The organism is Aliivibrio sp. S4MY1, from assembly GCF_028765545.1.
In the GTDB taxonomy this organism is placed as follows: Bacteria; Pseudomonadota; Gammaproteobacteria; order Enterobacterales; family Vibrionaceae; genus Aliivibrio.
On record NZ_JARACP010000011.1, the window covers coordinates 26,048 to 50,921 of the forward strand.

General features: G+C 40.4%; 23 protein-coding genes. 18 read left to right on the forward strand and 5 right to left on the reverse strand.

The features are described from left to right. Window positions 1-6: 6 nt before the first annotated feature. The 17 genes from PVK71_RS13285 (at window position 7) to tldD (ending at window position 19,608) form a co-directional block, all read left to right on the forward strand. On the forward strand, window positions 7-1,236 hold the full coding sequence (locus tag PVK71_RS13285; RefSeq protein ID WP_274419297.1) for a type II secretion system F family protein: 1,230 nt from the start codon (window positions 7-9) through the stop codon (window positions 1,234-1,236). Next, window positions 1,236-1,688, forward strand: a complete 453-nt coding sequence (locus PVK71_RS13290; protein ID WP_274419298.1) for a type IV pilus, mannose-sensitive hemagglutinin protein MshF — start codon at window positions 1,236-1,238, stop codon at window positions 1,686-1,688. Before PVK71_RS13285 ends, PVK71_RS13290 begins: the two co-directional genes overlap by 1 nt. 88 nt (window positions 1,689-1,776) lie before the next feature. Beyond that, entirely contained in the window at window positions 1,777-2,340 is a 564-nt protein-coding gene (locus PVK71_RS13295) for a prepilin-type N-terminal cleavage/methylation domain-containing protein (protein ID WP_130046936.1), read from the forward strand. A gap of 150 nt (window positions 2,341-2,490) precedes the next feature. Beyond that, window positions 2,491-2,961: a type II secretion system protein gene (locus tag PVK71_RS13300; RefSeq protein WP_274419299.1), complete on the forward strand. Its 471-nt coding sequence runs from the start codon at window positions 2,491-2,493 to the stop codon at window positions 2,959-2,961. Between the two features lie 176 nt (window positions 2,962-3,137). After that, entirely contained in the window at window positions 3,138-3,686 is a 549-nt protein-coding gene (locus tag PVK71_RS13305; RefSeq protein WP_274421831.1) for a prepilin-type N-terminal cleavage/methylation domain-containing protein, read from the forward strand. Beyond that, on the forward strand, window positions 3,683-4,273 hold the full coding sequence (locus tag PVK71_RS13310; protein WP_274419301.1) for a prepilin-type N-terminal cleavage/methylation domain-containing protein: 591 nt from the start codon (window positions 3,683-3,685) through the stop codon (window positions 4,271-4,273). Before PVK71_RS13305 ends, PVK71_RS13310 begins: the two co-directional genes overlap by 4 nt. After that, entirely contained in the window at window positions 4,273-4,998 is a 726-nt protein-coding gene (locus PVK71_RS13315; protein ID WP_274419302.1) for a PulJ/GspJ family protein, read from the forward strand. Before PVK71_RS13310 ends, PVK71_RS13315 begins: the two co-directional genes overlap by 1 nt. Continuing rightward, complete coding sequence (locus PVK71_RS13320; RefSeq protein WP_274419303.1) at window positions 4,988-5,422, forward strand: MSHA biogenesis protein MshP; 435 nt, start codon at window positions 4,988-4,990, stop codon at window positions 5,420-5,422. The genes PVK71_RS13315 and PVK71_RS13320 overlap by 11 nt, the downstream gene beginning before the upstream one ends. Further along, entirely contained in the window at window positions 5,419-8,616 is a 3,198-nt protein-coding gene (locus PVK71_RS13325) for a DUF6701 domain-containing protein (RefSeq protein ID WP_274419304.1), read from the forward strand. The genes PVK71_RS13320 and PVK71_RS13325 overlap by 4 nt, the downstream gene beginning before the upstream one ends. Window positions 8,617-8,738: 122 nt before the next feature. Continuing rightward, a complete protein-coding gene (locus PVK71_RS13330) occupies window positions 8,739-9,782 on the forward strand; it encodes a rod shape-determining protein (protein WP_130044409.1) in 1,044 nt (347 codons plus the stop codon). A gap of 23 nt (window positions 9,783-9,805) precedes the next feature. Continuing rightward, on the forward strand, window positions 9,806-10,663 hold the full coding sequence (gene mreC, locus PVK71_RS13335; RefSeq protein ID WP_274419305.1) for a rod shape-determining protein MreC: 858 nt from the start codon (window positions 9,806-9,808) through the stop codon (window positions 10,661-10,663). Beyond that, window positions 10,653-11,144, forward strand: coding sequence for a rod shape-determining protein MreD (gene mreD / locus PVK71_RS13340; protein WP_274419306.1), 492 nt, complete (start codon window positions 10,653-10,655; stop codon window positions 11,142-11,144). Before mreC ends, mreD begins: the two co-directional genes overlap by 11 nt. Window positions 11,145-11,153: 9 nt before the next feature. Continuing rightward, window positions 11,154-11,747, forward strand: coding sequence for a Maf family protein (locus PVK71_RS13345; RefSeq protein WP_274419307.1), 594 nt, complete (start codon window positions 11,154-11,156; stop codon window positions 11,745-11,747). Between the two features lie 19 nt (window positions 11,748-11,766). After that, window positions 11,767-13,236, forward strand: coding sequence for a ribonuclease G (gene rng / locus PVK71_RS13350; RefSeq protein WP_274419308.1), 1,470 nt, complete (start codon window positions 11,767-11,769; stop codon window positions 13,234-13,236). 13 nt (window positions 13,237-13,249) lie between these two features. Then, complete coding sequence (locus PVK71_RS13355) at window positions 13,250-17,122, forward strand: YhdP family protein (protein WP_274419309.1); 3,873 nt, start codon at window positions 13,250-13,252, stop codon at window positions 17,120-17,122. A gap of 110 nt (window positions 17,123-17,232) precedes the next feature. Next, window positions 17,233-18,051 carry a carbon-nitrogen hydrolase family protein gene (locus tag PVK71_RS13360; RefSeq protein ID WP_274419381.1) on the forward strand — a complete coding sequence of 273 codons (819 nt, stop codon included), beginning with the start codon at window positions 17,233-17,235 and terminating at the stop codon, window positions 18,049-18,051. A 111-nt stretch (window positions 18,052-18,162) separates the two neighbouring features. Continuing rightward, the gene (tldD, locus tag PVK71_RS13365) at window positions 18,163-19,608 is read left to right on the forward strand and encodes a metalloprotease TldD (RefSeq protein WP_274419310.1); all 1,446 of its coding nucleotides are present in this window, start codon (window positions 18,163-18,165) and stop codon (window positions 19,606-19,608) included. A gap of 82 nt (window positions 19,609-19,690) precedes the next feature. Here tldD and yjgA read toward each other — a convergent pair whose 3' ends face one another. After that, entirely contained in the window at window positions 19,691-20,221 is a 531-nt protein-coding gene (gene yjgA / locus PVK71_RS13370) for a ribosome biogenesis factor YjgA (RefSeq protein WP_165367117.1), read from the reverse strand. Window positions 20,222-20,339: 118 nt separating this feature from the next. On the opposite strand from yjgA, the gene pmbA reads away from it, so the two are divergent. Continuing rightward, window positions 20,340-21,683: a metalloprotease PmbA gene (pmbA, locus tag PVK71_RS13375; protein WP_130044441.1), complete on the forward strand. Its 1,344-nt coding sequence runs from the start codon at window positions 20,340-20,342 to the stop codon at window positions 21,681-21,683. 86 nt (window positions 21,684-21,769) lie between these two features. On the opposite strand, the gene mgtE is transcribed toward pmbA, so the two are convergent. The 4 genes from mgtE to ptsN all read right to left on the reverse strand — a co-directional run bounded on the left by mgtE (window position 21,770) and on the right by ptsN (window position 24,874). Then, the gene (gene mgtE, locus PVK71_RS13380) at window positions 21,770-23,125 is read right to left on the reverse strand and encodes a magnesium transporter (protein ID WP_274419311.1); all 1,356 of its coding nucleotides are present in this window, start codon (window positions 23,123-23,125) and stop codon (window positions 21,770-21,772) included. A 150-nt stretch (window positions 23,126-23,275) separates the two neighbouring features. Then, a complete protein-coding gene (locus PVK71_RS13385; RefSeq protein WP_130046924.1) occupies window positions 23,276-23,554 on the reverse strand; it encodes an HPr family phosphocarrier protein in 279 nt (92 codons plus the stop codon). Window positions 23,555-23,556: 2 nt separating this feature from the next. Next, window positions 23,557-24,411: an RNase adapter RapZ gene (rapZ, locus tag PVK71_RS13390; RefSeq protein ID WP_274419312.1), complete on the reverse strand. Its 855-nt coding sequence runs from the start codon at window positions 24,409-24,411 to the stop codon at window positions 23,557-23,559. A gap of 19 nt (window positions 24,412-24,430) precedes the next feature. Beyond that, a complete protein-coding gene (gene ptsN / locus PVK71_RS13395) occupies window positions 24,431-24,874 on the reverse strand; it encodes a PTS IIA-like nitrogen regulatory protein PtsN (protein ID WP_274419313.1) in 444 nt (147 codons plus the stop codon).

A 24,874-nucleotide genomic window follows, 5' to 3' on the forward strand; every position in this document is an offset into this window, starting at 1 on the left:
TAAGCCATGGCTATATATAAATATACAGGCCGAAATGCCAAGGGTGCATCGGTATCAGGAAAGATTGAAGCGCCGTCACAAGAGAGTGCTGCAGAGCAGTTAATGAATGAGAGTATCATTCCTATTTCAATACATTCTGGTAGAGAATTAAAAGGTTCGGCACCCTCTGTTGATTGGAAGACGTGGTTTCAGCCATCGATCCCACTTGAAGTGTTAGTGATCTTTTGTCGCCAAATGTACAGCTTAACGAAAGCTGGCGTGCCTTTGTTAAGAGCCATGAATGGATTGACACAAAACAGTAATAATAAATTGTTAAAGCAATCACTTGAAGAGGTTACTGCCGATCTAACTAATGGTCGAAGTTTATCAGTAGCAATGAAGCAGCACCCTAGGGTATTTAGCTCTTTGTTCGTTTCAATGATTCATGTAGGTGAAAACACCGGTCGTTTAGATCAGGCCTTACTTCAATTGGCTAATTATTACGAACAAGAGATGGAAACTCGTAAGCGAATCAAGTCAGCAATGCGTTACCCAATTTTCGTATTGAGCTTTATTTTCATCGCCATGTTAGTGCTTAACGTTAAAGTGATCCCGCAATTCACTTCAATGTTTGCTCGTTTTGGTGTTGAATTACCGCTACCGACACGGATATTGATGGCAACCTCAAGTTTTTCTGTTAACTACTGGCACTTTATTTTAGGTGGTATGGCTGGCATGTTTGTTGCCTTCCAATCATGGGTTAGCGGTGACGTAGGACGAGAAAAGTGGGATAAGTTTCGACTTAGGCTCCCTATTGTTGGTGATATTGTTACTCGAGCCCAAATGTCTCGTTTTTCAAGAACTTTTGCGTTAATGCTGAAATCAGGGGTGCCATTAAATCAATCGTTAGCACTCTCTGCTGAGGCTCTTGGTAATAAGTATTTAGAGAACAGATTGTTAGAGATGAAAAGTGGTATTGAGTCGGGAACCAGTATGTCAGCCACTGCTGCTCAAAGTGGGATCTTTACGCCTTTAGTGCAACAAATGATTGCGGTAGGTGAAGAGACTGGGCAAATTGATGATTTGCTATTAGAAGTCTCCGATTTTTATGATCGTGAAGTTGATTATGATTTAAAAACATTAACAGCGAGAATTGAACCTCTGTTATTGGTTATCGTATCAGGCATGGTACTCATATTAGCATTAGGTATTTTCTTACCAATGTGGAATATGTTGGATGTAGTAAAAGGAAGTTGATGATGAGAGTAACCCGTATTACGTGGGGGGCTTTATTCATTATCTTACTGGCTGTTATTTTGGTTCAGTGGGATAAAATGGAACCAGAAGTCGAAGATACTGCATTGATGATGGCAAGTCGCGAAATCCTATCATCTGCAAATGAGTTTAAAAATTATTGGGTGGTTAATGGGCAACCCGCAAGTATGGATAAAGACAATATTGAGGTCACCTTCAGTAAATCTGGTTGGCCATTAGTATTGAATGATAACAAGCTAGATTGTGAGCAATGGCTGCATTTACTGTTACCAAGGAAAGAAAAAATTTATGCAGATACTATAAAAGTACATGATAATTCAACAAAAAAAGAACAATATCAATGTTCTTACAGTGCGTCGAATGGTAAAGTGATTTCAGTTATGCTCATCAATGGCGTATTTAAAGTCAGTGTCGTTTTTTTGGGTGAAGGTTAAGTTGTCGTTTTTTTGACGAACAGCGTGTTTTTTTTTACAAAATCCCTTACAATTCAGAACGAAATAAGAAATAGAGAGAAGCATTACGATGAAACACCAAAAAGGTTTCTCACTGGTTGAGCTAGTGATTGTGATTGTGGTTATAGGTTTGCTGGCAACAGTCGCATTACCTCGATTTTTAGATGTTAGCCTTGAAGCAAAAAAAGCCAGTATTGAAGGTGTTGCTGGTGGTTATGCAACGGCGGTGCTTTCGGCAAGAGCACAATGGGAAGCTGAAGCTCGTCCTAAAACTGATGGCAGTAATGCGGTTAGTTATGATGGCACTGAATTTTGGTTAACAGACCCATCAAAAAACAATCAATCAGATTTTCGTCCGGGTTATCCAATTTCGCCTCGTGAAGATTTAGATGGTAATGATACGGGTGATTACCCAGGGTCATTAACCGCAAAAGAGTGTATTTTGCTAATGGAAATGCTACTGCAAAACGCACCCTATGTGACCGATGACAGTAATGATAATAAAGCTAAATACTTAGCAGAAGTGATTAGTGAAAACAGTCGCAATCAATGTAAATACACACAACAAGAGAATGAAGGGCACTTCTTTACGTATGAGCCAGAATCTGGCCGTGTTGTGGTGACTTTACAATAAAGATTAATACCTTGGTGATAACGTTGATTATGGGCAAGGTACTAAATGAAAAACTGCTTAAACCAATAGTGTTATAGCGGTAACTGTTTTAACAATAATGGTGGTAACAATCGAGTTCCATCACTTTTTATAATAGAAAGAGAGTAGTAAATGAAAAGACAAGGTGGTTTTACCCTTATTGAGTTGGTAGTTGTAATCGTTATTCTAGGTATTCTAGCAGTAACTGCTGCACCTAAATTCCTTAACCTACAGTCTGATGCACGTGCATCATCACTGCAAGGCCTAAAAGGTGCTATGGCTGGTGCAGCTGGTATCGTTTACGGTAAAGCCGCGATTGAAGGTAAAGAAACTGATGCTACGGGTGATAAAGATGTGGATGGTATTAAAATTTATCAAGGTTATCCTTCTGCAACAACAGACGGTATTGGTAAAGCAGTTGTTGGTTTAACAGAAGATTGGTCAGTATCTCCTGATGTAACAACTCTTGGCTCTAGAACTTATGTTGCAGCTTTCAAAGGTGTTTCAGGTGCTTCTAATATTAAAGCTACACAATGTTTTGTGACATATTCAGAAGTTTCAGGTGCGGCACCAACCGTAACAATTGATTCTAAAAAGTGTTAATTAGTATAGTTTAAGTAATTTTAAAGCCAGCGATCTTCGCTGGCTTTTTTGTATCTAAAATTAACAATCCCTCGCTATCTCTATAATTTCCGTTATCCTAATAACAGGAAGCAATAAGGTAACGGATGATGACCCCTTTTCTCATAAAAAAACACTCAAAAAAACCAGTAAAGAACATGGGGTTTACCTTAGTAGAGCTCATTGTCGTGATCCTGATATTAGTCATTATTGGCGTATATGCCTCGAGCAAATACATGGGAGCGAGCCGTTTTTCTTCAGCGGCAGCACAAGAGCAAGTACTCTCTATTCTGCGTCAAGTTCAAATCACCGCGATGCAAGTAAATGGTTCAAATGACCACGATGGTTGTCGGTTGATTGTCATGAGAAAAACTCAATTTGGTGTTAGCCAGTCATGCCCAAGTCGAGATATGAGCAGTGCGATATTATCAGATTACTCTAAAGACAGTAATCAACAGCAACTTGAACAGATCCAACTTAATTATGCGTTTAACAGCACTAATGGAGTGACCTCCGTTTCTGAATTGACCTTCGATTTATTAGGCCGGCCCATAATGGCGACCTCATCTGCAGCCACCTCTCTTTGTACTATCAGTGATTGTCGAATCACCATTAATACACCCTCTGTGAACGAAAGCCGATCGGTATGTATTAATAGCGAAGGGTTTATTTATCGCTCACGAGAAACCAGTGGATGCAGATTATGAATCGCGCTGTTAATCGTCAAAAGGGCTTTACCTTAATCGAATCTATTATTGGTATTATTATCCTGGGTTTTGCGCTATTGATTTTAGTGACGGGCGTGTTTAGTTCGGCCTCTAAATCGCATCAAGCCACCTATCAATCTCAAGCAGCAACGCTTGGGCATTCGATAATGACGGATATTCTAAGTCGCCAATTTGATGAGCATAGCGATCCTAATGGTGGAGCGTATCGTTGCGGAGAAGTATCGGCACCAGATGCGTGTTCAAGTCCTAATGAACTTGGGCGAGATACAATTGCAGAAAAAAATACAACTAGCCATTCAGCTATTTTTAACGATGTAGATGACTTTATTGGTTGCTGGGGAGAAGCGACTCAATGCACTTCTGGACTGGCTAGCTATCAGTTAAATCGTTTAATAGACTCAAGCAGTGCGGATGAATATAAAAATTTCACAGTTGAAATCAATGTCGCTTATGCGGATGTAGATAATAAAGCAACAGTAATAACTCAGTTCAAAAAAATCAATATTACTCTGTATGCAAGCAGCCACGCTCAATATACCTTTAGTGCTTATCGAGGGAATTATTAATGAAGCGTATCAGTGGATTTACCCTTATCGAGTTGATCTTAACCATTGTTGTTGTTGGGATTATCGCTATCGCAGCAAGCAACACTCTAGTACTTGGTTTTCAAAGTTATAACGACAGTATTGATCGTCAAGATAACCAAATGCAGGCAAAGTTTGTGATTGAAAAACTCAGCAGAGAATTGCGTCATGCCGTGCCAAATAGTGCAGAGGTTATAAGTAGTCAATGTGTTAGTTTTATTCCTCTAAAAGTCAGTGCTTTTTATTTTGAATTACCTCAATTTAATCAAAAACAAATAGATGTTGTTTTGCTCTCTAATAATACAGTGACGCTTGATAACTTTAGGTTAGTGATTAACCCGAGTTCCCAATCTGATTTATTAGATGACGCCCATCACAGGTTTATTACTATAGAGTCTATGACACAATCGGGAGGTATTTCTACCATCCACTTCCCAAACACTACGAATAATCCTGCATTTATTTCAAGCTCTGTTTCTGAGCGTGCCTTTATTTATCGACCAAGTGTTGTTGAGTATTGTATACAGGCGGGCGGGGTGTTTCGTGATGGGGTGCAAATTGCTAACCACGTTACCTCCGGTGGATTTTCTATTGATAACGCGTCACTCAATCGTAATAGCATGATTAAGATGGTCTTAACGTTTGAAAATGATCTTGGTGAGGCAACTCAGTATCAACATGATGTGCAGGTGATCAATGTACCATAATCAATCAAAGCAAAAAGGTAACCTATTGATCATGTCAGTGGTCGTTATGGTTGTGGTGGGGTATCTGTCATTAAATTTATTGAAAGTAGAAACCAGTAATCACGATACTGTATCTAAAGAAGTATTAGGTACACAAGCATGGTCTTTAGCGCACTCTGGAGCGGAGTGGGGGTTAGTTCGCTTGTTTCCATTAAACCAATCCGGGGCTGATGATTCTATTTGTAATGGCAGCGTTCATACTCCTGATATGGAACTTGATAACAGCGGTTGTCGCACTAAACCGCAAGTGAAATGTGAAATGACATCCGTAAATTACAAAGGTAATGCTATTCGATATTTTCAGATTATAAGCACCGCAAGTTGTGGGACAGGGATAAACCAAGTGACGCGAGTTCAAGAAGTATGGGCGAAGGAAATAGAATGAAGCAATATCAATCGGTTGGGTTACTTTTTTTATTAACGTGGTCAACGTTACTTTTTTCTGCGGAAAAGCCACTGTTTATGGACAAAAATACTACCTTATCCACATCGGTCTGTGACTTGTTTCCTAATACGGTGCAATCTTGGCAAGGCAACCAAAATAATTTTTTTTACTCTGATTTAAGCCAAACAAATATTGCTTTTATTGATTTGCTTGATGGCGGTAAAGTAGGCTTTGATAATTTAATTATCAATGATTATAACAACCCAATTTACACTCCGGATAATCAAAAACGATCCAGTCGTTGTAATGATAGGAACACGGTATGTGAACTTGGTGATGAATTTGCGCCTGCTTATAGCGCCAATTTTATTGGTACCATACCTAGCAATATCCATATAATTAATGATTTACCGCCTTCTGCTGTGGATGTTACTTATAATCAAAATACCTATTTTAAAAGTACTTATAGCTCAACACATAATACTATCGCATTAAGTGTTGCAGCAGGTCGAACGATGACCTTCAAAGAAGGCGAGTATTGGTTTGATAGTATTCAAATAGCACACGACGGTAAAATAATCGCTGATGGTAATGTGGTCTTTCATGTTAAAGATCAATTAAGGGTTGATGGTGAGATTCGGCAAAAAGAAGCGAGTTCTCTTGTTATTTTCTCTTATCGAAAAGAGGGATGTCCTAAACCGAACAATTATCCAAATGGGATCCCAGATTTATTTTGGCTTCCAAGTATGACTAATCCATCTTACGATTTTCAAAGAGTCTTGCTGGATAATAATGCGGTAGTTGAAGCGCATATTTATGCTCAAGGACCGTTACTATTATCGGATAATTCTCAGATAATTGGCTCGGTTACGGCTTGCCAAATAAAGATGAATAAGGAAAGTAAAATAATTGGTAGGCGATTACAAAATTGTGATTCTTCAAATTATCAACTCGTCATCTCGCCAACATCAGGTAAAGGCTTGGCCTGTGACGGTATAGAAATTGATTTCTCCCTTGTTGATCCTAATGGCAATGTGGTTGAAGGTAAGGGGCAGAAATTACAAGTAATCAGTAATCCAGTTGATGTTGGAGATAGAAACTCAGCATGCTGGAGTGACGATGGAAACATTACAACTCCCGAGTGTAACCATGCTGATGATAGTCGTTTCGATACGGTATTTCCATCAAGTGGCCCTGCGGTGGTTACTCGATATATTCATAGTAAATTTTTAAACTCTTATAACGTATCAGCCAGTGTTAGTAGTGACAATTTAACGACAATAGAAGGACCGTATGAGTTTATAGCTAAAGCGATAAGTATTGTTCCATCAGAGGGTGTTGATGGCTCTGATAGTAATCAAGTAGCAGGTCGACCTTATCCATTTAGATTAAAAATTCGTGGTAAAGAAAATGGAAATGGCAATATGCTAAATTGCCATATTATTAAAGAAACCGCAGACATTGATGTCACATTCTCGAACTCAGTCTTGCCTGTGACCAGTAATGAGAATATTGAGATTAAGCAAGAAGGCAACGGTTGGATTGAAGCGAATCGAACTTTATCGGTTGCGTTTGTGAATGGTGTTGCTGGTGGAGATGAGAGTCAGGCTGATGGCTCATTGAAAGCGCGTTTGAATGACGCCGGTAAAGCAAAATTGACGGTTAGTGCAAATATTCAAGACAAAACGTTTACTACCTCGGAGCAATTTTATTTTCGTCCTTTTACCGCGGCATTGTGTGACCAATCATCAGCATTACCATCTTATACCGATGAGCTTAATGGCGCTTACTTGGCTTCAGGAACCGATTTTAATGCTTATTTAAAAGCAGTTAATTGGATAAAAGGATTAGATACAGGACTCTATGGTGATGGCGTCCCTGATTATGACAATCCATCGTTAGTGTGCAGTAAGGCCGTGACGGCAAGCTATATTACTCACAGTGAGGGGATGGCTCAATTAAGCTTAGCGGCTCAATTAAACTACCCACTATCAGGGGAGATAGGAGTGATTACCGTAGATGGGCACCCTATTGCTAATTTTAGTAAAGAGGTAACCAGTGAGAATAAAAACGCGTCAACACAAATGAACTGGAATGAAGTAGGCACTCTGGGTTTTGATGTATTCCAGAATAATTACTTTAATCGCTCGGGGTTTACTATCCCGTCAACTTTTTCTAAGGTCGGGCGTTTTTATCCTGCGTATTTTTCTATAACTACTACGGAATGGGATTACCCAGAGGAGCAAGGTTCAATTGATGGGACCTATGTTTATATGGGACAAAACTTTACCAATGTCGATTTTCAGGTAATGTCTTATAGTGCTTCAGGTACCGACACTATAAATTATGGTGGTTTTGATGAATCACTAAAAGCGTCATTTTCCTTGATTGGTGATCATGCAGCACGCTTAAATATTACCGATGTGGATCTAGAGGCTTCTCATTGGGGAAATGGTGCTCTTTGGCAGGTAAGTAATTTAAATCATGCTGTTGTATGGTCTCGTTTAAATGATTCTACACTTGCTGGAGACATCACGACAAAGCCTGATGGGCCATTTAATATGAATCGAAATACAAGCTCAATAACCACGGCGCTTAGTTTAGAGATAAGTGGTGAAGATCCTGTGTCATTTGATGCGACCTCTTTTGATCCTGCAGTAATAGAGCAAGAATTGCTTTCGCAGCCTGATACTCGTTATGGTCGAATGGTATTAGATAGTGTAGGGACCTCGGTTGGCAGTGATGTAAATGTGCCACTGCGTGTTGAGTATTGGAATGGCAATTCCTTCGTTCTGAGTAATAAAGATGATGCGAGTAAGTTTGAAGGTGAAAAATATTGCAAGCAAACAGTATGGCCAGACCCCACTCAATCAAGTAGTGTGATATTAAAAGGATCTAATACAGTTACTCAAGGAAGTGATGTTACTAATTTAGTTGCAGATGCAAATAAGAGTTCATTACGAGAGCAGGTTCGTTTTTGGTTAAGATTGGCGAATACCTCTCCACAAACCAGTGAAACGAATGTGAACTGTCAAGGGATATTAGGGTCAGATGATAAACAACCTTGGTTGCAATTTAACTGGCGAGGAAAAGGTGATGAAGATCCATCAGCAGTGGTCACCTTTGGTATTTACCGTGGGAATGATCGCGTCATATTCCGCGGAGAAAGTAACATTATTGGTACTTCTAACTAAAAATTGAATAAAAATCCTGATTTGCTTCAGGATTCTGTAGCAATGCCTTGCTGATTAGGCTAGGCATTGGTACATTTAGTAAAATTTATCTCATTCTCACGTTTTCAGGAAATACGAAGATTATGTTTAAAAAACTTCGTGGCATGTTTTCAAACGATCTTTCGATCGATCTAGGTACTGCCAACACACTTATCTATGTAAAAGGTCAAGGTATTGTTCTTGATGAACCGTCTGTTGTTGCTATCCGTCAAGACCGTGGTGGCGCAACAAAAAGTGTTGCCGCTGTAGGTCACGATGCAAAGCAAATGCTTGGCCGTACTCCTGGTAACATTTCAGCTATCCGTCCAATGAAAGACGGTGTTATTGCTGACTTCTATGTAACTGAAAAAATGTTACAACACTTTATCAAGCAAGTGCATGACAATAGCGTATTACGTCCAAGTCCTCGCGTGTTGGTTTGTGTTCCTTGTGGTTCTACACAAGTTGAGCGCCGTGCTATTCGTGAATCTGCACAAGGTGCGGGTGCTCGTGAAGTTTACCTTATCGATGAGCCTATGGCTGCGGCAATTGGTGCGGGCTTACCTGTATCAGAAGCTACGGGTTCTATGGTGATCGATATCGGTGGTGGTACTACTGAGGTTGCTGTTATCTCGCTAAATGGTGTGGTTTACTCTTCTTCTGTTCGTATCGGTGGTGACCGTTTTGATGAAGCAATCATTAACTATGTTCGTCGTAACTACGGCAGCTTAATTGGTGAAGCAACTGCTGAGCGCATCAAGCATGAAATCGGTTCTGCATACCCAGGTGATGATGTTTGTGAGATTGAAGTTCGTGGTCGTAATCTTGCAGAAGGTGTTCCTCGTAGCTTTACTCTAAATTCAAACGAAATCTTAGAAGCACTTCAAGAGCCTCTATCAGGTATCGTTTCTGCAGTAATGGTTGCTCTAGAGCAATGTCCACCTGAGCTAGCGTCTGATATTTCAGAGCACGGCATGGTATTAACGGGTGGTGGCGCATTACTTCGTGATTTAGACCGTCTTCTAACTGAAGAGACAGGTATTCCAGTTGTTGTTGCTGAAGAACCACTAACATGTGTGGCTCGTGGCGGCGGTAAAGCATTAGAAATGATCGACATGCACGGTGGCGATCTCTTTAGTGAAGAGTAATGATTAATAACGGGTGAGTGGATATGACTCCAATCTTTGGTAGAGGCCCTTCTCTACAGTTTCGCCTGTTTATTGCTGTAATGATATCGGCTAGCCTTATGCTGGCCGATAGTCGTTTAAATGCATTTTCTGAGATACGTTACCTACTTAATAGTTTTGTTGCCCCTATTCATTATGCAGCAAACCTTCCTCGTACGATGTTTGATGGTATGTATGAACGGTTTAATAGCCGAAATACACTCATGCTTGAAAATCAGAAGCTTAAGCAAGATATTTTTATTCAAAACAGTAATTTATTGTTGTTGGAACAGCTAAAACAAGAGAATAGCCGTTTACGTGATCTTCTTGGTTCCCCTTTTATTCGAGATGAAAAGAAGATGGTAACCGAGGTGATGGCTGTTGATTCGGCACCTTATACTCATCAAGTCATGGTCGATAAAGGCTTGATCGATGGTGTGTATGAAGGACAACCAGTGATCAACGATAAAGGCATTGTTGGCCAAATTAACTATGTTGGAGCGCATAATAGCCGAGTATTGCTATTAACAGATGCAAACAATGCGATTCCTGTTCAAATTGTTCGAAATGACATTCGAGTTATTGCGTCAGGTAAAGGCCATTTAGATACCATGCAACTTGAACATATTCCGACGAATACCGACGTTGAAATTGGTGATTTATTGGTGAGTTCAGGTTTAGGCGGTCGTTACCCTGAAGGGTATCCTGTTGGTTATATTTCCAGTATTGATAATGATAATAAGCGCCCATTTGCTTCGATTGAATTAGCCACAAGCGTTGAATTTGATAAATTGCGTTATTTATTATTAGTTTGGCCGACAGAAACAGAAGTAAAAGCCAAGGAGATACCAGATGGCGAGTAGTCATTTAATGCGTGGCCGAATCATTATTTGGCTCTCTTTTTTAATCGCATTAATTTTGCAAGCTGCACCTTGGCCAGGAACGCTAGAAGTATTGAGACCTTCTTGGATTATCTTAGTAACGTTTTATTGGGTACTTGCATTACCACATCGAGTGAATGTGGGTACAGCAATGTTTTTGGGTATCTTATGGGATCTCTTATTAGGGACGACATTAGGTATCCGTGGTATGACGATGGCAATTTTAATCTACCTTGTTGCCGCTAATTTTAAGTTATTGAGAAATCTGGCATTATGGCAACAAGCCGCCATTTTTTCAGGATTAACGCTTTTAGGTAAAATAATTGAGTTTATGGGTGAGTTTTTAGTTCATGATGTGTCCTTTAACGCACACTTTTTATGGGCTGGCGTGTTAAACTTTCTTCTATGGCCATGGTTATTTTTATTGATGCGTAGAGTGCGTCGTCATTGGTCAATTCGATAAGGGCAGGGAATGGCAACTCAAGTTTTTTTAGCTTCTGGCTCACCGCGTAGAAAAGAGCTACTAGCTCAATTAGGTTACCAATTTGAGGTGTTATCTGTGGATGTTGAAGAGGTGCATCAAGCGCATGAGACACCTCTAATGTATGTAGAGCGTCTTTCTAAAGATAAAGCTCAGGCAGGCATAAAAGCATTAGCTGAAGGCAACGCAATAGAACATCTTGAGAAAAAAATAGTCCCAGTATTGGGCTCTGACACCATAGTAGTTATCGATGGTGTTATTTTAGAAAAACCAAAAGATTTTAAAGATGCTAAGAGGATGCTCTTAGCACTGTCTGGTCGTCAACATCAAGTAATGACTGCTGTAACACTAGCGACACCTGAAACAACAAAAACCAAAACAGTAATAACACAGGTGTGGTTTAGACCACTTTCAGAACAAGAAATAGAACAATATTGGGAAAGTGGTGAACCTTGTGATAAAGCGGGTTCATACGGAATTCAAGGTAGTGGTGGGCGATTTGTCTCGCGTATTGATGGCAGCTATCACGCTGTCATGGGACTGCCTTTGATGGAAACAGATCAGCTCTTACACCAATTTTTGTAAAAATTAGTGAGGTGCTCCAATGAGTACAGAGTTGTTAATAAACGTAACACCGAGTGAAACTCGAGTTGCGATGATTGAAGCTGGCGTGCTTCAAGAGATCCATGTAGAAAGAGAAGCACGACGTGGTATTGTCGGTAATATTTATAAAGGCCGAGTAAGCCGAGTATTACCGGGTATGCAAGCTGCATTTATAGATATCGGTTTAGATAAAGCTGCATTTTTGCACGCCTCGGATATTGTTCCTCATACCGAGTGTGTCTCTGAAAATGAAAAACGTCAATTCCAAGTAAGAGACATTTCTCAACTTGTTCATCAAGGACAAGATTTGGTTGTTCAAGTGGTAAAAGACCCGCTTGGGACCAAAGGCGCTCGTTTAACGACAGATATAACTCTTCCTTCTCGTTATTTGGTCTTTATGCCGGGGGCGAGTCATGTCGGTGTATCTCAACGCATTGAAAGCGAGAAAGAACGTAACCGCTTAAAGAATACCGTCTCTGATTACTGTGATGAGTTTGGTGGGTTCATAATTCGAACTGCTGCGGAAGGCGCCAGTGAAGCAGAAATCTCACAAGATGCCGCTTTCTTAAAGCGTTTATGGCATAAGGTTATTGAACGACGTAAAAAGAGCAAAACGAAGTCAATGCTTTATGGCGAGTTAGGTTTAGACCAACGTATTTTGCGTGATTTTGTCGGCACCGAATTGGATTTAATTCGCGTTGATTCAAAATTGGCTTTTGAAAAGTTAAAAGAATTTACCACAGAATTTGTTCCTGAGCTGACTAAGAAGCTTGAATATTATTCTGGTGATAAACCAATTTTCGATATGTACGAAACGGAAAATGAAATTCAGCGAGCACTTGATCGTAAGGTCGAGTTGAAGTCGGGTGGTTACTTAATTATCGACCAAACCGAAGCCATGACAACGGTTGATATTAATACCGGTGCTTTTGTTGGGCGTCGTAATTTAGAAGAAACCATTTTCAACACCAATATTGAAGCGACTCAAGCCATTGCTCGTCAACTGCGTTTACGCAATTTAGGTGGGATCATCATTATTGATTTCATTGATATGCTGAGCGAAGAACATCGTCGTCGAGTACTTCAATCTTTAGGGTCAGCACTAGAGAAAGATCGAGTAAAAACCAACATCAATGGGTTTACTCAACTTGGTCTTGTTGAAATGACTCGAAAACGCACTCGAGAAAGTATTGAACATATTCTATGTGGTCAGTGTCCTACGTGTGAAGGACGTGGTGCCGTTAAGACGGTTGAGAGTGTGTGCTATGAGATATTGCGTGAAATCACACGAGTAAACCGAGCTTATGATTCTGATAAGTTTGTTGTTTATGCCTCGGTAGCTGTTGCTGATGCTCTTGAGGGGGAGGAATCCCATGCATTAGCGGAGCTCGAACTCTTTATTGGTAAGCAGGTCAAAATTCAAGCAGAGCCTTTGTATATTCAAGAGCAGTTTGATGTTGTAATGATGTAGAGAATAATAATACGTGACCACTAAGTTAATTCGTTTCGAACGTTGCTTGATGGGATTATTGCTGCTGGTATTTTTGCTAGCAGCATTAGTCATAACCAGCTTGCGTCTGTTTCTTCCCTCTTTGAATCAATATCAACCTGAAATTGAAGCATTTCTTTCTAAAGCGACTGGTTTTTCTATCTCTATTGGTGAGTTAGATGGCCGTTGGCGAAATACCAACCCTTCATTAAATCTTCAAAAACTGAAAGCGATTGACCCTGTCTCTGGTGATGAAATTATTTCAGTTAAAGAAGTCGAAATTCAATTAAATATTCTCTCTTCTCTATGGGCAAGACAGCCACAATTTGCAGATTTACGCATTGATAAACTTAATGCGGATCTGACGTCATTAGGGAATAGCTCTACTGAACCGAATACCCCAAAAGATGAGGCGGAAGCCAAGGAAGATAACTCATTAGCGAAACGATTAGAGGATATCTTTTTAGTTCGTCTAAATCATTTCTCAGTGAAGAACTCACAAGTTGCGTTTGTTGCACTGGATGGAACAGATAAAACGGTACAAATTGACTCGCTACAGTGGCGAAATGAGCGTAGAAAGCATTTAGCTGAAGGCGTCGTTAGTGTTGTAGGAAGTGAGATTAATCAACTTAAAATCATCGCGAATTTTAAAGAAAAAGGCACGTTTAAAAGTTTAGACGGCCATTTTTATATTGAAGCAAAAAATATTCAAGTAACACCATGGATCACGGAAGAGATTAAGAAAGAATATGGGGTTACCCAAGGTGAAATATCGGCTAATGCATGGCTATCATTTAAAGATGGCCAACCTATAGATGCATTAGTGGAAGCCTCTCCTTCTTATCTTAATTGGATTGAAGATAAACAGGTTCACCAAGCAAGCGTCGAAGGGGGCGTTTTTGAGCTTCAGCCCGATAAGCAAGGGTGGAAGGTATTTGCATCAGATGTTCAGATAAAGCATCAATCAAGCTTATGGCCTAAGATCTCAGGTAGCTTTACATGGCAGCCTGAAAAATGGATTTTAAACCTTATTCACATTGATCTTAAAAGTGTATTAAGTTTAAAAACATTATTACCAGCCTCTCAAGATAATATTACCGATCTTCTCACTACTTTAGATCCAAAAGGCAGCATTAATGATATCCGTGTTGAATTTGATCATACTGAAGGATTAAGTTATTCCGCATCAATTCATGCTGCTGGAATGCAGCAGTGGGAGTTACTTCCAGGCTTTCATAAGTTAGATGTACTTATTGCTGGTGATGCTGAAAAAGGCGAAGCAAAGTTATCATTGGTAGACGATACCTTGCCTTATGGTGACGTATTCCAAGCACCTTTAAATATAACTCATGGTGATGTGAGTATTTATTGGGAAGTGAATAATGAAGGGTGGTGTTTGTGGTCAGATTACATCAATGTAGCAACACCGGATCTACAAGCTAAAGGGGAGTTTCGTTTAGATTTCCCTAAAGATAAGCCCTCTGTACTTTCTTTTTATGTCGAGGCGGATGCCTTTAATGCGGATCAAACGTGGCGCTATTTACCAACATTGGCATTAGGACAAGACTTAACGGATTATCTCTCTTCGGCGGTGCAGGGCGGAAGTGCTAAGACGGTGCAATTACTGTGGTATGGCGAATTAGGTGATTTCCCATATACAAAATATGACGGTATTTTCCAAGTTAAAGTGGGGTTGAAAAATGCTCAGTTTTCGTTTGATACGGCCTGGCCTCCGCTAACAAATTTACAGTTAGACTTACTGTTTCAAAATGCCTCAATGTTCTTAAGCTCACATTCTGCTGATTTAATGGATGTCCATGCTACCCGTGTGACAGGGCGTATTGCTAATTTATCCGAAGATGGAAAGCTCACCATTCGTGCGACAGCTAATGGGTCTGGTAAAGCGGTACGTGAATACATGACAGCGACACCATTGGTTGACTCTGTGGGAGCAGCATTAAACAGTATTCATGTAAATAATCGAGTTGATGCTTTACTGCGACTGGATATTCCTTTTACCGGAGAAGACGTGAGAGCTTGGGGTTATGCAGATTTAGCTGGTAATCATATTGAGTTGCAATCTCCAAATATAGTATTAACAGACGCTAAGGGACGAATTGAGTTTGATAATGACGTGGTTAAATCATCAGGAATTAAAGCGTCATTATTGGGACAACCAGTTACCTTATCATTTGATGGTGAAGCACAATCTGATTTTTATAGTGTTGCTATTGAAACAAAAGGAAAGTGGAAGGTATCCCCGTTAAAAGACTACATAGATTCTCCAATGATGGAAAAAGTCAGTGGTGTATCTTCATGGAGTTCAAATATTAATTTGCAAGTGGCTGATGTCGGTTTCACTTATCAAATTGGCGTTAATGCAGCGTTAGGAGAGATGGTGTCAACACTGCCATATCCATTAATGCTGGAAAAAGGAACAACGGAACAGGCATTATTACAAGTGTCTGGTAACTCAGAAAAACTTTCTGGCCGCTTAACGTTACCTAATACTAAATACCAAGCAGAAATAAATATCTCAAGTTCAGAACCAGTTATTACTGCCAGTCATGTCATCGTTGGTCGAGGTAACTTTAAGGTGAGTCCTGTTGTGGGACAATCTGCTTCCATTAATACCAAGACATTTGATTTAGATACTTGGTTATCTGAACCTATTTTGGCAAAAGAAAAAGTACAAAGTGCATCGAAATCATCATCGGTCAGTCATTTCCCTACGATTCCGACACCGACTCGAATTGATGCAAAAGTGAAGTCATTACGAGTAGCGAGTTTAGATTGGAATGATGTCAGTATTGATGCGCGTAAGAAGTCTCAAGGCTGGTATGCACAAGTACAAAGCCAAGAAGTCGATGGCAAAGCCAGTTGGAAAGGAAATGACGATTTATTAGTTCAATTAGATAATCTACATATTTACATTCCTAGCCTAGATAAGCCTGAAAATCAAAGAGGGTTGAATCGAGCGAAAGTAGACGACCCACTTATTTCTGAGTTTGATCGTGAGTTTTTTCGTTTAATGCCTAATCTAGAGTTAACGATTAGAGATACGTGGATTCAAGGCTATAAGCTTGGAAAGGTAGATACAAAGCTGCATAAAAAAGGCGATGCTTTTTATCTAGATAAGTTAAATATCACTAGTGGTGAGAATAAATTGGCGATGTCTGGTAGCTGGGTGCTAAATAAAGAGAAAAGCCATTCAGCCTTTAAAATGACAGCGTCAGGAAAGAATAACTCTGAATTACTGGCTCGATTTGGGATTAGTTCTGGTGTTCAAAAAGCCAGCTACAGTATAGATGCAGATCTCAATTGGGATGGTGCACCATGGAGTATTCAAGTTAATACTTTATCTGGATCGTTAGCTTCAACACTCGGTGAAGGGATTATTACTGACGTCAAAGGAGCGGCTCGTTTTCTTGGACTATTTAGTATTGATTCCATCATTCGTAAAATGAAATTGGACTTTAGAGACGTCTTTGATGATGGTATGGCCTTTAATTCGATCACAGGCAGCGGAAAAATGCGTGAAGGTATCTTTGTGAGTAATAACTTAACGATGGATGCTGTTGCAGGTGAAATGATAATCAAAGGTAAAGCTGACTTAAATACTCGTCTTGTTGATGCGGAAGTGAAATTTACTCCCGACTTAACCTCTGGCATACCTATTATTACTGCCTTTGCTGTGGCTCCTCAGACTGCGATTATTGTGCTTGCGGTAGCCACCGCCATTGCGCCTGTTATTGATGTAATTACTCAGGTTAATTACAAAGTGGAAGGACCGTTGGAGTCGCCAACAGTTAAAGAGCTTTCGCGTAGTCAAGGTGAATATCAATTGCCTGAAAAAACAGAAAAGTAATAATAACCTCACCAAACGGTGAGGTTATTTTTTCTAAATAGCGATCAAAGATTTTATCTGAATTGGTATTACTTATCATGATAGATGCAGCATCAGTGTAAGGATATATGATGAAGAAAATTGGTGTAGTACAGATGAATTCAGGTACGGTTCCTGAAGAGAATATGAAGCAATTAAATCTCAAGCTGAAAGGGTTGCAACAGCAAGGGGCAAAACTTGCTTTAACGCCAGAAAATAGCATTGTCTTTGGGAAAAAAGAAGATTATGAGCGTCATGCTGAATCGTTAGGTGCAGGGGTTTTACAGCAAGAGTTATCTGATCTAGCGAAGCGTTATCAGCTTTGGCTTATTGTTGGTTCTTTTCCTATCCGTAATCATGATGGTAGCTTGTCGACGACATGTTTAGTCTTTAATGATAATGGCGTTCTTGTTGAGCACTATAATAAATTGCATATGTTTGATGTTGAAATCGAAGATGGTCACCATAGCTATCGAGAGTCAGACACATTTACCCCTGGTAATGAAGTCAAAGTGGTAGAGACACCGTTTGGCAAGATAGGTCTATCCATTTGCTATGATGTACGCTTCCCACAGTTATATAGCGAGCTTCGTCAACAGGGCGCTGAAATTATTGTTGTTCCTGCCGCATTTACTAAAGTAACAGGTTATGCCCATTGGGATATTTTATTACGCTCAAGAGCGATAGAGACGCAATGTTGGGTTCTTGCCGCTGCTCAATGGGGGAATCATGGCGCTGGTCGTGAAACCTGGGGGCACTCAATGGTTGTTGATCCTTGGGGAAATAAAATGACAGTTCAAAAAGAAGGCACAGGAGTGATTATTGCGGAGCTTGATCTTTCGCATCTAAGAGCGATACGTAGAAAAATGCCAGTCGTTCAGCATTCGAGATTGCATTGTCAGCTTAGCTAATCGCAATAGTTACCGTTTTATTTAATAAAAGAGTGAGTTTCACTATAAAAGCCATTCTTTTTTATTCATAATTAGATCCTAGATCTTAAATTCTTAACAAGAGTACCTCGAATGAGTTTGCAAGAAGTAGAACAATCCTTATTGAGTCAAGCAGGGATCGGTCAGCAAGAACTGTCTCAGACCTTAAGTACCATCGCAAAAAGAGACGTAGACTATGCTGATATCTATTTTCAATCTTGCTGGCATGAATCGTTAGTACTCGAAGACAGCATTATTAAAGATGGATCTTTTAATATCGACCGTGGGGTTGGTATTCGTGCTGTTGCTGGTGAAAAAACAGGCTTTGCGTATTCAGACCAAATTAACCTTGAAGCATTAACTCAAAGCGCTAAAGCGGCTCGCGGTATTGTTCAACAAGGTGGAGAAGGCAGAGTTAAGGCGTTTTCAGCGCAAACAATTCCTCAGTTTTATGCGCCAATCAATCCACTTAATAGCTTGGATAAGCAACAAAAAATCACATTGCTTGAAGAAATTGATGCGTATATTCGAGCAAAAGAACCACTCGTTCAAGAAGTATCAGCAAGTATCAGTGGTGTTTACGAACAAATGTTGGTTGCTGCTTTAGATGGTACGTACGCTGCGGATATTCGCCCATTGGTGCGTTTATCTATTAGTGTATTAGTTCAGCGTGGTGATAAGCGTGAGCGTGGTAGTGCGGGTGGTGGTGGCCGTTATGGTTACGATTATTTCTTAACCGAAGTAAATGGTAAATCTGTCGCGTTAGAATTTGCTGATGAAGCGATCCGTCAAGCACTTGTAAATCTAGATGCTGATGCAGCACCTGCTGGTATGATGCCTGTGGTACTTGGTTCTGGTTGGCCGGGTGTTTTATTACATGAAGCGGTTGGACATGGCCTTGAAGGTGACTTTAACCGTAAAGGGTCATCGGTATTTTCAGGTAAGCTTGGTGAGCAAGTTACCTCTTCTGTATGTACTATCGTTGATGATGGCACCATGGCAGATCGCCGTGGTTCATTAAATGTGGATGATGAAGGTGTAGCGGGTCAATATAATACGTTAATTGAAAACGGTGTATTAAAAGGCTATATGCAAGATAAGCTGAATGCACGTTTAATGGGCGTAGCACCAACGGGTAATGGTCGTCGTGAATCGTACGCTCATTTACCGATGCCACGTATGACAAACACTTATATGTTACCGGGTGAACATACACCAGAAGAGATTATCTCAACGGTTAAAAATGGCATTTACGCACCAAACTTTGGCGGTGGTCAGGTTGATATTACGTCAGGTAAATTTGTATTCTCTGCATCAGAAGCATACTTAATTGAAAATGGTAACATTACTCGCCCAGTTAAAGGCGCTACCTTAATTGGTTCTGGGATTGAAGCAATGCAGCAGATCTCAATGGTTGGTAATGATTTATCACTCGATCGCGGTGTTGGTGTTTGTGGTAAAGCAGGACAAAGCGTACCTGTTGGTGTTGGTCAACCGACATTAAAACTGGATGCCTTAACGGTTGGCGGTACTGAGTAACAGCCAGTTAAAATTATGCGATACTTATAAGAAAGGGCCACGTATTTAAAAATACGTGGCCCTTGTGCATTCTAGATAAGACTTATAAATCTTCGTCTAAGTATAGATCTTTTAATACTTGGAAAATTTCTCGATACGCTTTTGGCGGCTTTTTCGATGCTTTTTCTTTTTGTGCTTGGCGAGCAAGTTGGCGGAAGCGTTGGCGATCTGCTTCTGGGTATCTCACCATAACCTCTTCAATTACCACATCTGGTGTTTCGATCATACGGTCACGCAGGATCTCTAATTTTTGAAGTGCAATTGTAGTTTGTGAGTGCTTATTACGAATTTTATCTAGAGCTAATTGAATTGGCTCAGGATCTTCAAGACGCATTAATTTACCAATGTATTGTAATTGGCGGCGTTTTGCTTCGTTCTTAAAGCGTTGTGCATCAGCTATTGCAACTTGCAAGTCTTCTGATAATGGGAACTTAGCAAGAACAGATGGTTTTAACCCCACCAATTCTTCGCCTAGCTTTTGTAAGTCTTCCATGTCATTTTTCATCTCGGTTCTGCTTACCCAGATGATCTCTTCTTCTTCTTCCCAAGGTGCTTTTTGATTTTTACGTGCCATGATATTCATTCTTTAATGGGTGATTCTCTCTATTTTAGCAAGATAAATGGAGAATTGGGCGCAAATTTATCACATAGAGTGTTATTCTAGTAAAAATGTATATATTCAGTCTGATGTTATGGATGCAAAAGCCCAAATGATGAATCAAAAAATAGAACTTGAAGCAGCAGTAGCCAAAGCGCTAGAAATGGCGACAAAGCACGCAAGCGCTGCAGAAGTAGCAATCACTAAAACGACAGGTATTAGTGTATCAACTTTAATGGGAGAGGTTGAAAACGTTGAATTTAATCGTGATGGTGCATTAGGTATTACCGTTTATCGTGGTCACCGTAAAGGCAGTGCATCGACGTCTGATCTAAGTGATAAAGCGATTCAGCAGACGGTTGCGGCTGCACTAGATATTGCAAACTATACGTCTGAAGACCCATTTTCTGGACCTGCACCAAAAGAGCTAATGGCTCAAAATATTCCTGATTTAGATTTGTTTCATCCAGACGATCCAGAGCCGGATTACGCAGCACAAAAAGCCATTGAAGCAGAACAAGCAGCATTAGAATACCACTCTTCAATTAAACAGAGTGATGGTGCAAGCTACGATAGCCATTATGGTATTAAGGTTTATGGTAATAGCCATGGCATGTTAGCAAGCTACCCATCAAGCCGTCATAGCATCAGCTGTAGTGTGATTGGTGTAGATAAAAATGGCGACATGGAGCGCGATTACAGCTATACCGTTGCTCGTCATCGTGATGATTTATGGGATGCGAAAAAGGTTGGTTTAGAAGCCGCTGAGCGTACAGTGAGTCGTTTAGATGCTAAAAAGCTAGAGACTATGAGAGTCCCTGTTATGTTTGCAGCAGATGTTGCGACAGGCTTATTAGGACATCTTGTCATGGCGATCAGTGGTGCTAACTTATACCGTAAATCGACATTTATGCTTGATAAGCTAAATGAGAAGATTCTACCTGAATGGTTTAATGTGAGTGAGCGCCCACATATTCTAAAAGGATTAGCAAGTAGTCCGTTTGACAGTGAAGGTCTATACACGCAAGATCGTGAGATTATCACTGATGGTGTGTTAGCAACGTATTTATTAACAAGTTATGCGGCACGAAAATTAAATATGACGCCAACAGGCCACGCTGGCGGCATCCATAACTGGTTTGTTAAATCAACGGGGCAAAGCTTCGAGCAAATGCTAAAAACCATGGGCACTGGCCTTTTAGTGACAGAGCTGATGGGGCAAGGTGTAAATACGGTAACAGGTGATTACTCTCGTGGTGCGGCGGGTTTCTGGGTTGAGAATGGTGAGATCCAATATCCAGTTTCTGAAATTACCATTGCAGGTAACTTGGCTGATATGTACCACAATATTGTTGCTGTAGGTAATGATGTAGAAACACGTTCACAAATTCAAACCGGTTCTATCTTAATTGAATCAATGAAGATTGCGGGTCAGTAATACGGCCTGAAGCTATACAAATAAAAGTGATAAAAAAAGCGCACTGTCATTAATGAGAGCGCGCTTTTTAATAGGGATTGTTCGAACTACATTAAAATAGTAGCCAAACCTAGGAAAGCAGATAAACCAATAATATCGGTGATGGTAGTTAACGCCATTCCTCCTGCTAATGCAGGGTCTATATTCATTTTCTTTAGAAGTACAGGGATAGCAACGCCAGCAACTCCGGCTACTGTTAAGTTAACGAGCATTGCAGCAGATATGATTACTCCAAGCATAATGTCACCTTTCCAAACCATAACGATACCGCCAATGATAGAAGCCCACAAAATACCATTGAGTAGGCCAATGCCTGCTTCTTTGAATAATAATTCTTTTTGGTTACTGTCGCCGATATGACCAACGGCTAAACCACGGATCACTAGAGCAACCGTTTGATTTCCAGCAACACCTCCCATTGAAGGAACAATGGTCATAAGTACAGCGATGGATGCCATTTGCGCTAAAGTGGCTTCAAACATATTTGAAACCGAAGCGGCAGCAAGGGCTGCAAGTACATTCATACCAAGCCAAACACTACGACGGCGTGCTGATTTTACTACGGGTGCGAAAGTGTCTTCTTCGTCATCCATACCGGCCATGCTCATCATTGAGTGCTCGGCATCTTCACGAATAACATCGACAACGTCATCAATAGTAATACGGCCTAAAAGTAGGTTGTTTTCATCAACAACCGGTGCCGATATCCAGTTACGACGTTCAAATAAGTTAGCCACTTCGCCATCGTCAGTATTTACTGGGATCGCTTCATCGGCATCATCCATCACATCGCTAACCAATACATCAGGTTGTGCAGTAAGAATAGTGGTTAAGGATAAGTGACCAATTAAACGGCTTTCTTCATCCAATACATACAGAGCATCGGTTGCTTCTGGCAATTCGCCTTTCATGCGAAGGTAGCGAAGGACAACATCGATCTCTACATCAGCACGAATGGTAATGAAGTCGGTATTCATCATACCGCCAGCGGTGTCTTCTGGATAAGATAGGGCGGTTTCAACGCGGAAGCGATCAACCGTATCCATTTGACTTAATACTTCGCGTGAGAGGTCGTCAGGCAAACTACGAAGAACATAGGCAACATCATCCGTTTCCATGCCTTCGGTTGCTTCTACTATGCTCTCAAGAGCCATTTGAGAGACGATGCTATCTTTTACGCCTTCTGATAACTCATCAAGGATTTCACCGTAATCTTCAGGATCGGTTAATTGCCATAATACGTTACGGCTTTTTCTGGGCGAGGCTTCTAATAGATGGGCAATATCCTCGGGTTCCATGTCTTGTAATAAACGACGAACATGGACAAACATCCCACTATCAAGTGCATTAGATACTTCTTGAAGAGTTTGATGGGTTTGATCGAAATCTTGTAGTTCTTGCATACTCTCCCCCATAGAAAACCGATTTCTAACTCGAATAATGAGTATAGATAATTTAGATTAGATAATGGGCTGAATAGTAACGCAATTTGGAGGGCGCGATAAGTGAATTTTGTAAGGATTGGGTTAAACTGGTGTTGAGATGAGTATTATCTACTCATCTTCGTCAAAACCCGCTTCAATCAGTTCGCAAATAGCATTGAGCGCTTGCTCAGCATCAGGCCCATCAGCAGAAACATCAACATACTGCCCTTGTGCTGAGTCCAGCATTAGCAGCCCCATGACACCATCAGCAGTTGCCTGTTTTTTCTCGTCATTGGTTAGAGTGATTACAGCATCAAAGCTTTGTGCCATTTCAACTAATTTGATGGCTGCTCTAGCATGTAACCCAAGCCGATTTTTTATCAACAGGTGACGGGATGAAATTGGCATTGTTAGTGCCTCTCTAGTGTTTTATGACGAATTTGCACTTGTTGCCCTTGCTGTTTAAAGTACTCACCAAGCTGCTGGGTTATATAGACAGAACGGTGTTGCCCACCAGTACAACCAATCGCAACGGTTAAATAACTGCGATTGTTTTTTTCTAAGGCAGGTAGCCAAGTAGTAAGAAAGGTTTGAATTTGTTCTTTTAATAGAATCACATCATCGTGTTTTTCTAAGTAATCAGCAACGGGTTTATCTAATCCTGTCATTGGTCTTAGACTTGGCTCCCAATGAGGGTTAGGTAAAAATCGGACATCAAAAACATAATCCGCATCGGTGGGTAAGCCGTGCTTAAAGCCAAAAGACTCAAACACCATAACTAATTCTTTTGATTCTCGACCTAGAATACGGGAACGTAGAGTTTCACTTAAGTCATGAATGGACTTTGTGGTGGTATCAAGAACTAAATCTGCACCTTCTTTAAAGTTACATAGAATGTTTTTTTCTAATGCGACGGCTTGCTCTAGTGAACATTGTTCACCAGTTAAAGAGAGTGGATGCAAGCGACGAGTTTCACTATAACGCTTAATCAATTCTTTATTTTCAGCGTCTAAGAAAACAACAGTTACATCATGATTTTTTTTCAGTTCAGTTAAGGTATTGGTCAGTAATTGCGGATCTTTTGGTAGATTTCGAATATCGATACTTACGGCCACATTTTGAGTGGTGTGTTGAATGGACTCGACAAACTGAGTAAGAAGATCAATAGGGAGATTATCGACACAATAATACCCTAAATCTTCTAATACTCGAAGTGCAACGGATTTACCGGCGCCAGAGTTACCACTAACTACCATGAGTTTCATTATGCGACCTTTGTGTTTATTAAGAGGTGAAAATTTGATATAGGTCTTGATCACTCTCGGCATGACGAAGTTGACGTAAGACATGCTTATCATTGAGTTTTTCAGCAACACAAGAGAGTGTTTTTAGGTGAAATTTACATTGCTCATCAGGGACGAGTAAGGCAAAGAGTACATCGACAGGACGATTATCTATGGCATCAAATTCGATCGGTTCTTGGCACCGAAGTAAGACAGCAACGGCATTATCACAGTTAAAAATTCGACCGTGTGGAATGGCAATACCATTACCAATGCCGGTACTTCCCATTTTTTCTCGGTTTAATAAACTTTCAAATAACTCTTGAGGGTTTTGCCCAATTTTGGGTGCCGCAATTTCACTAATAAGTTCTAATGCGCGTTTTTTACTTGAGCATTGGACTGCACTTTTAGTGCAGTCCAATGAAAGAATGGTGCTTAATTGCAT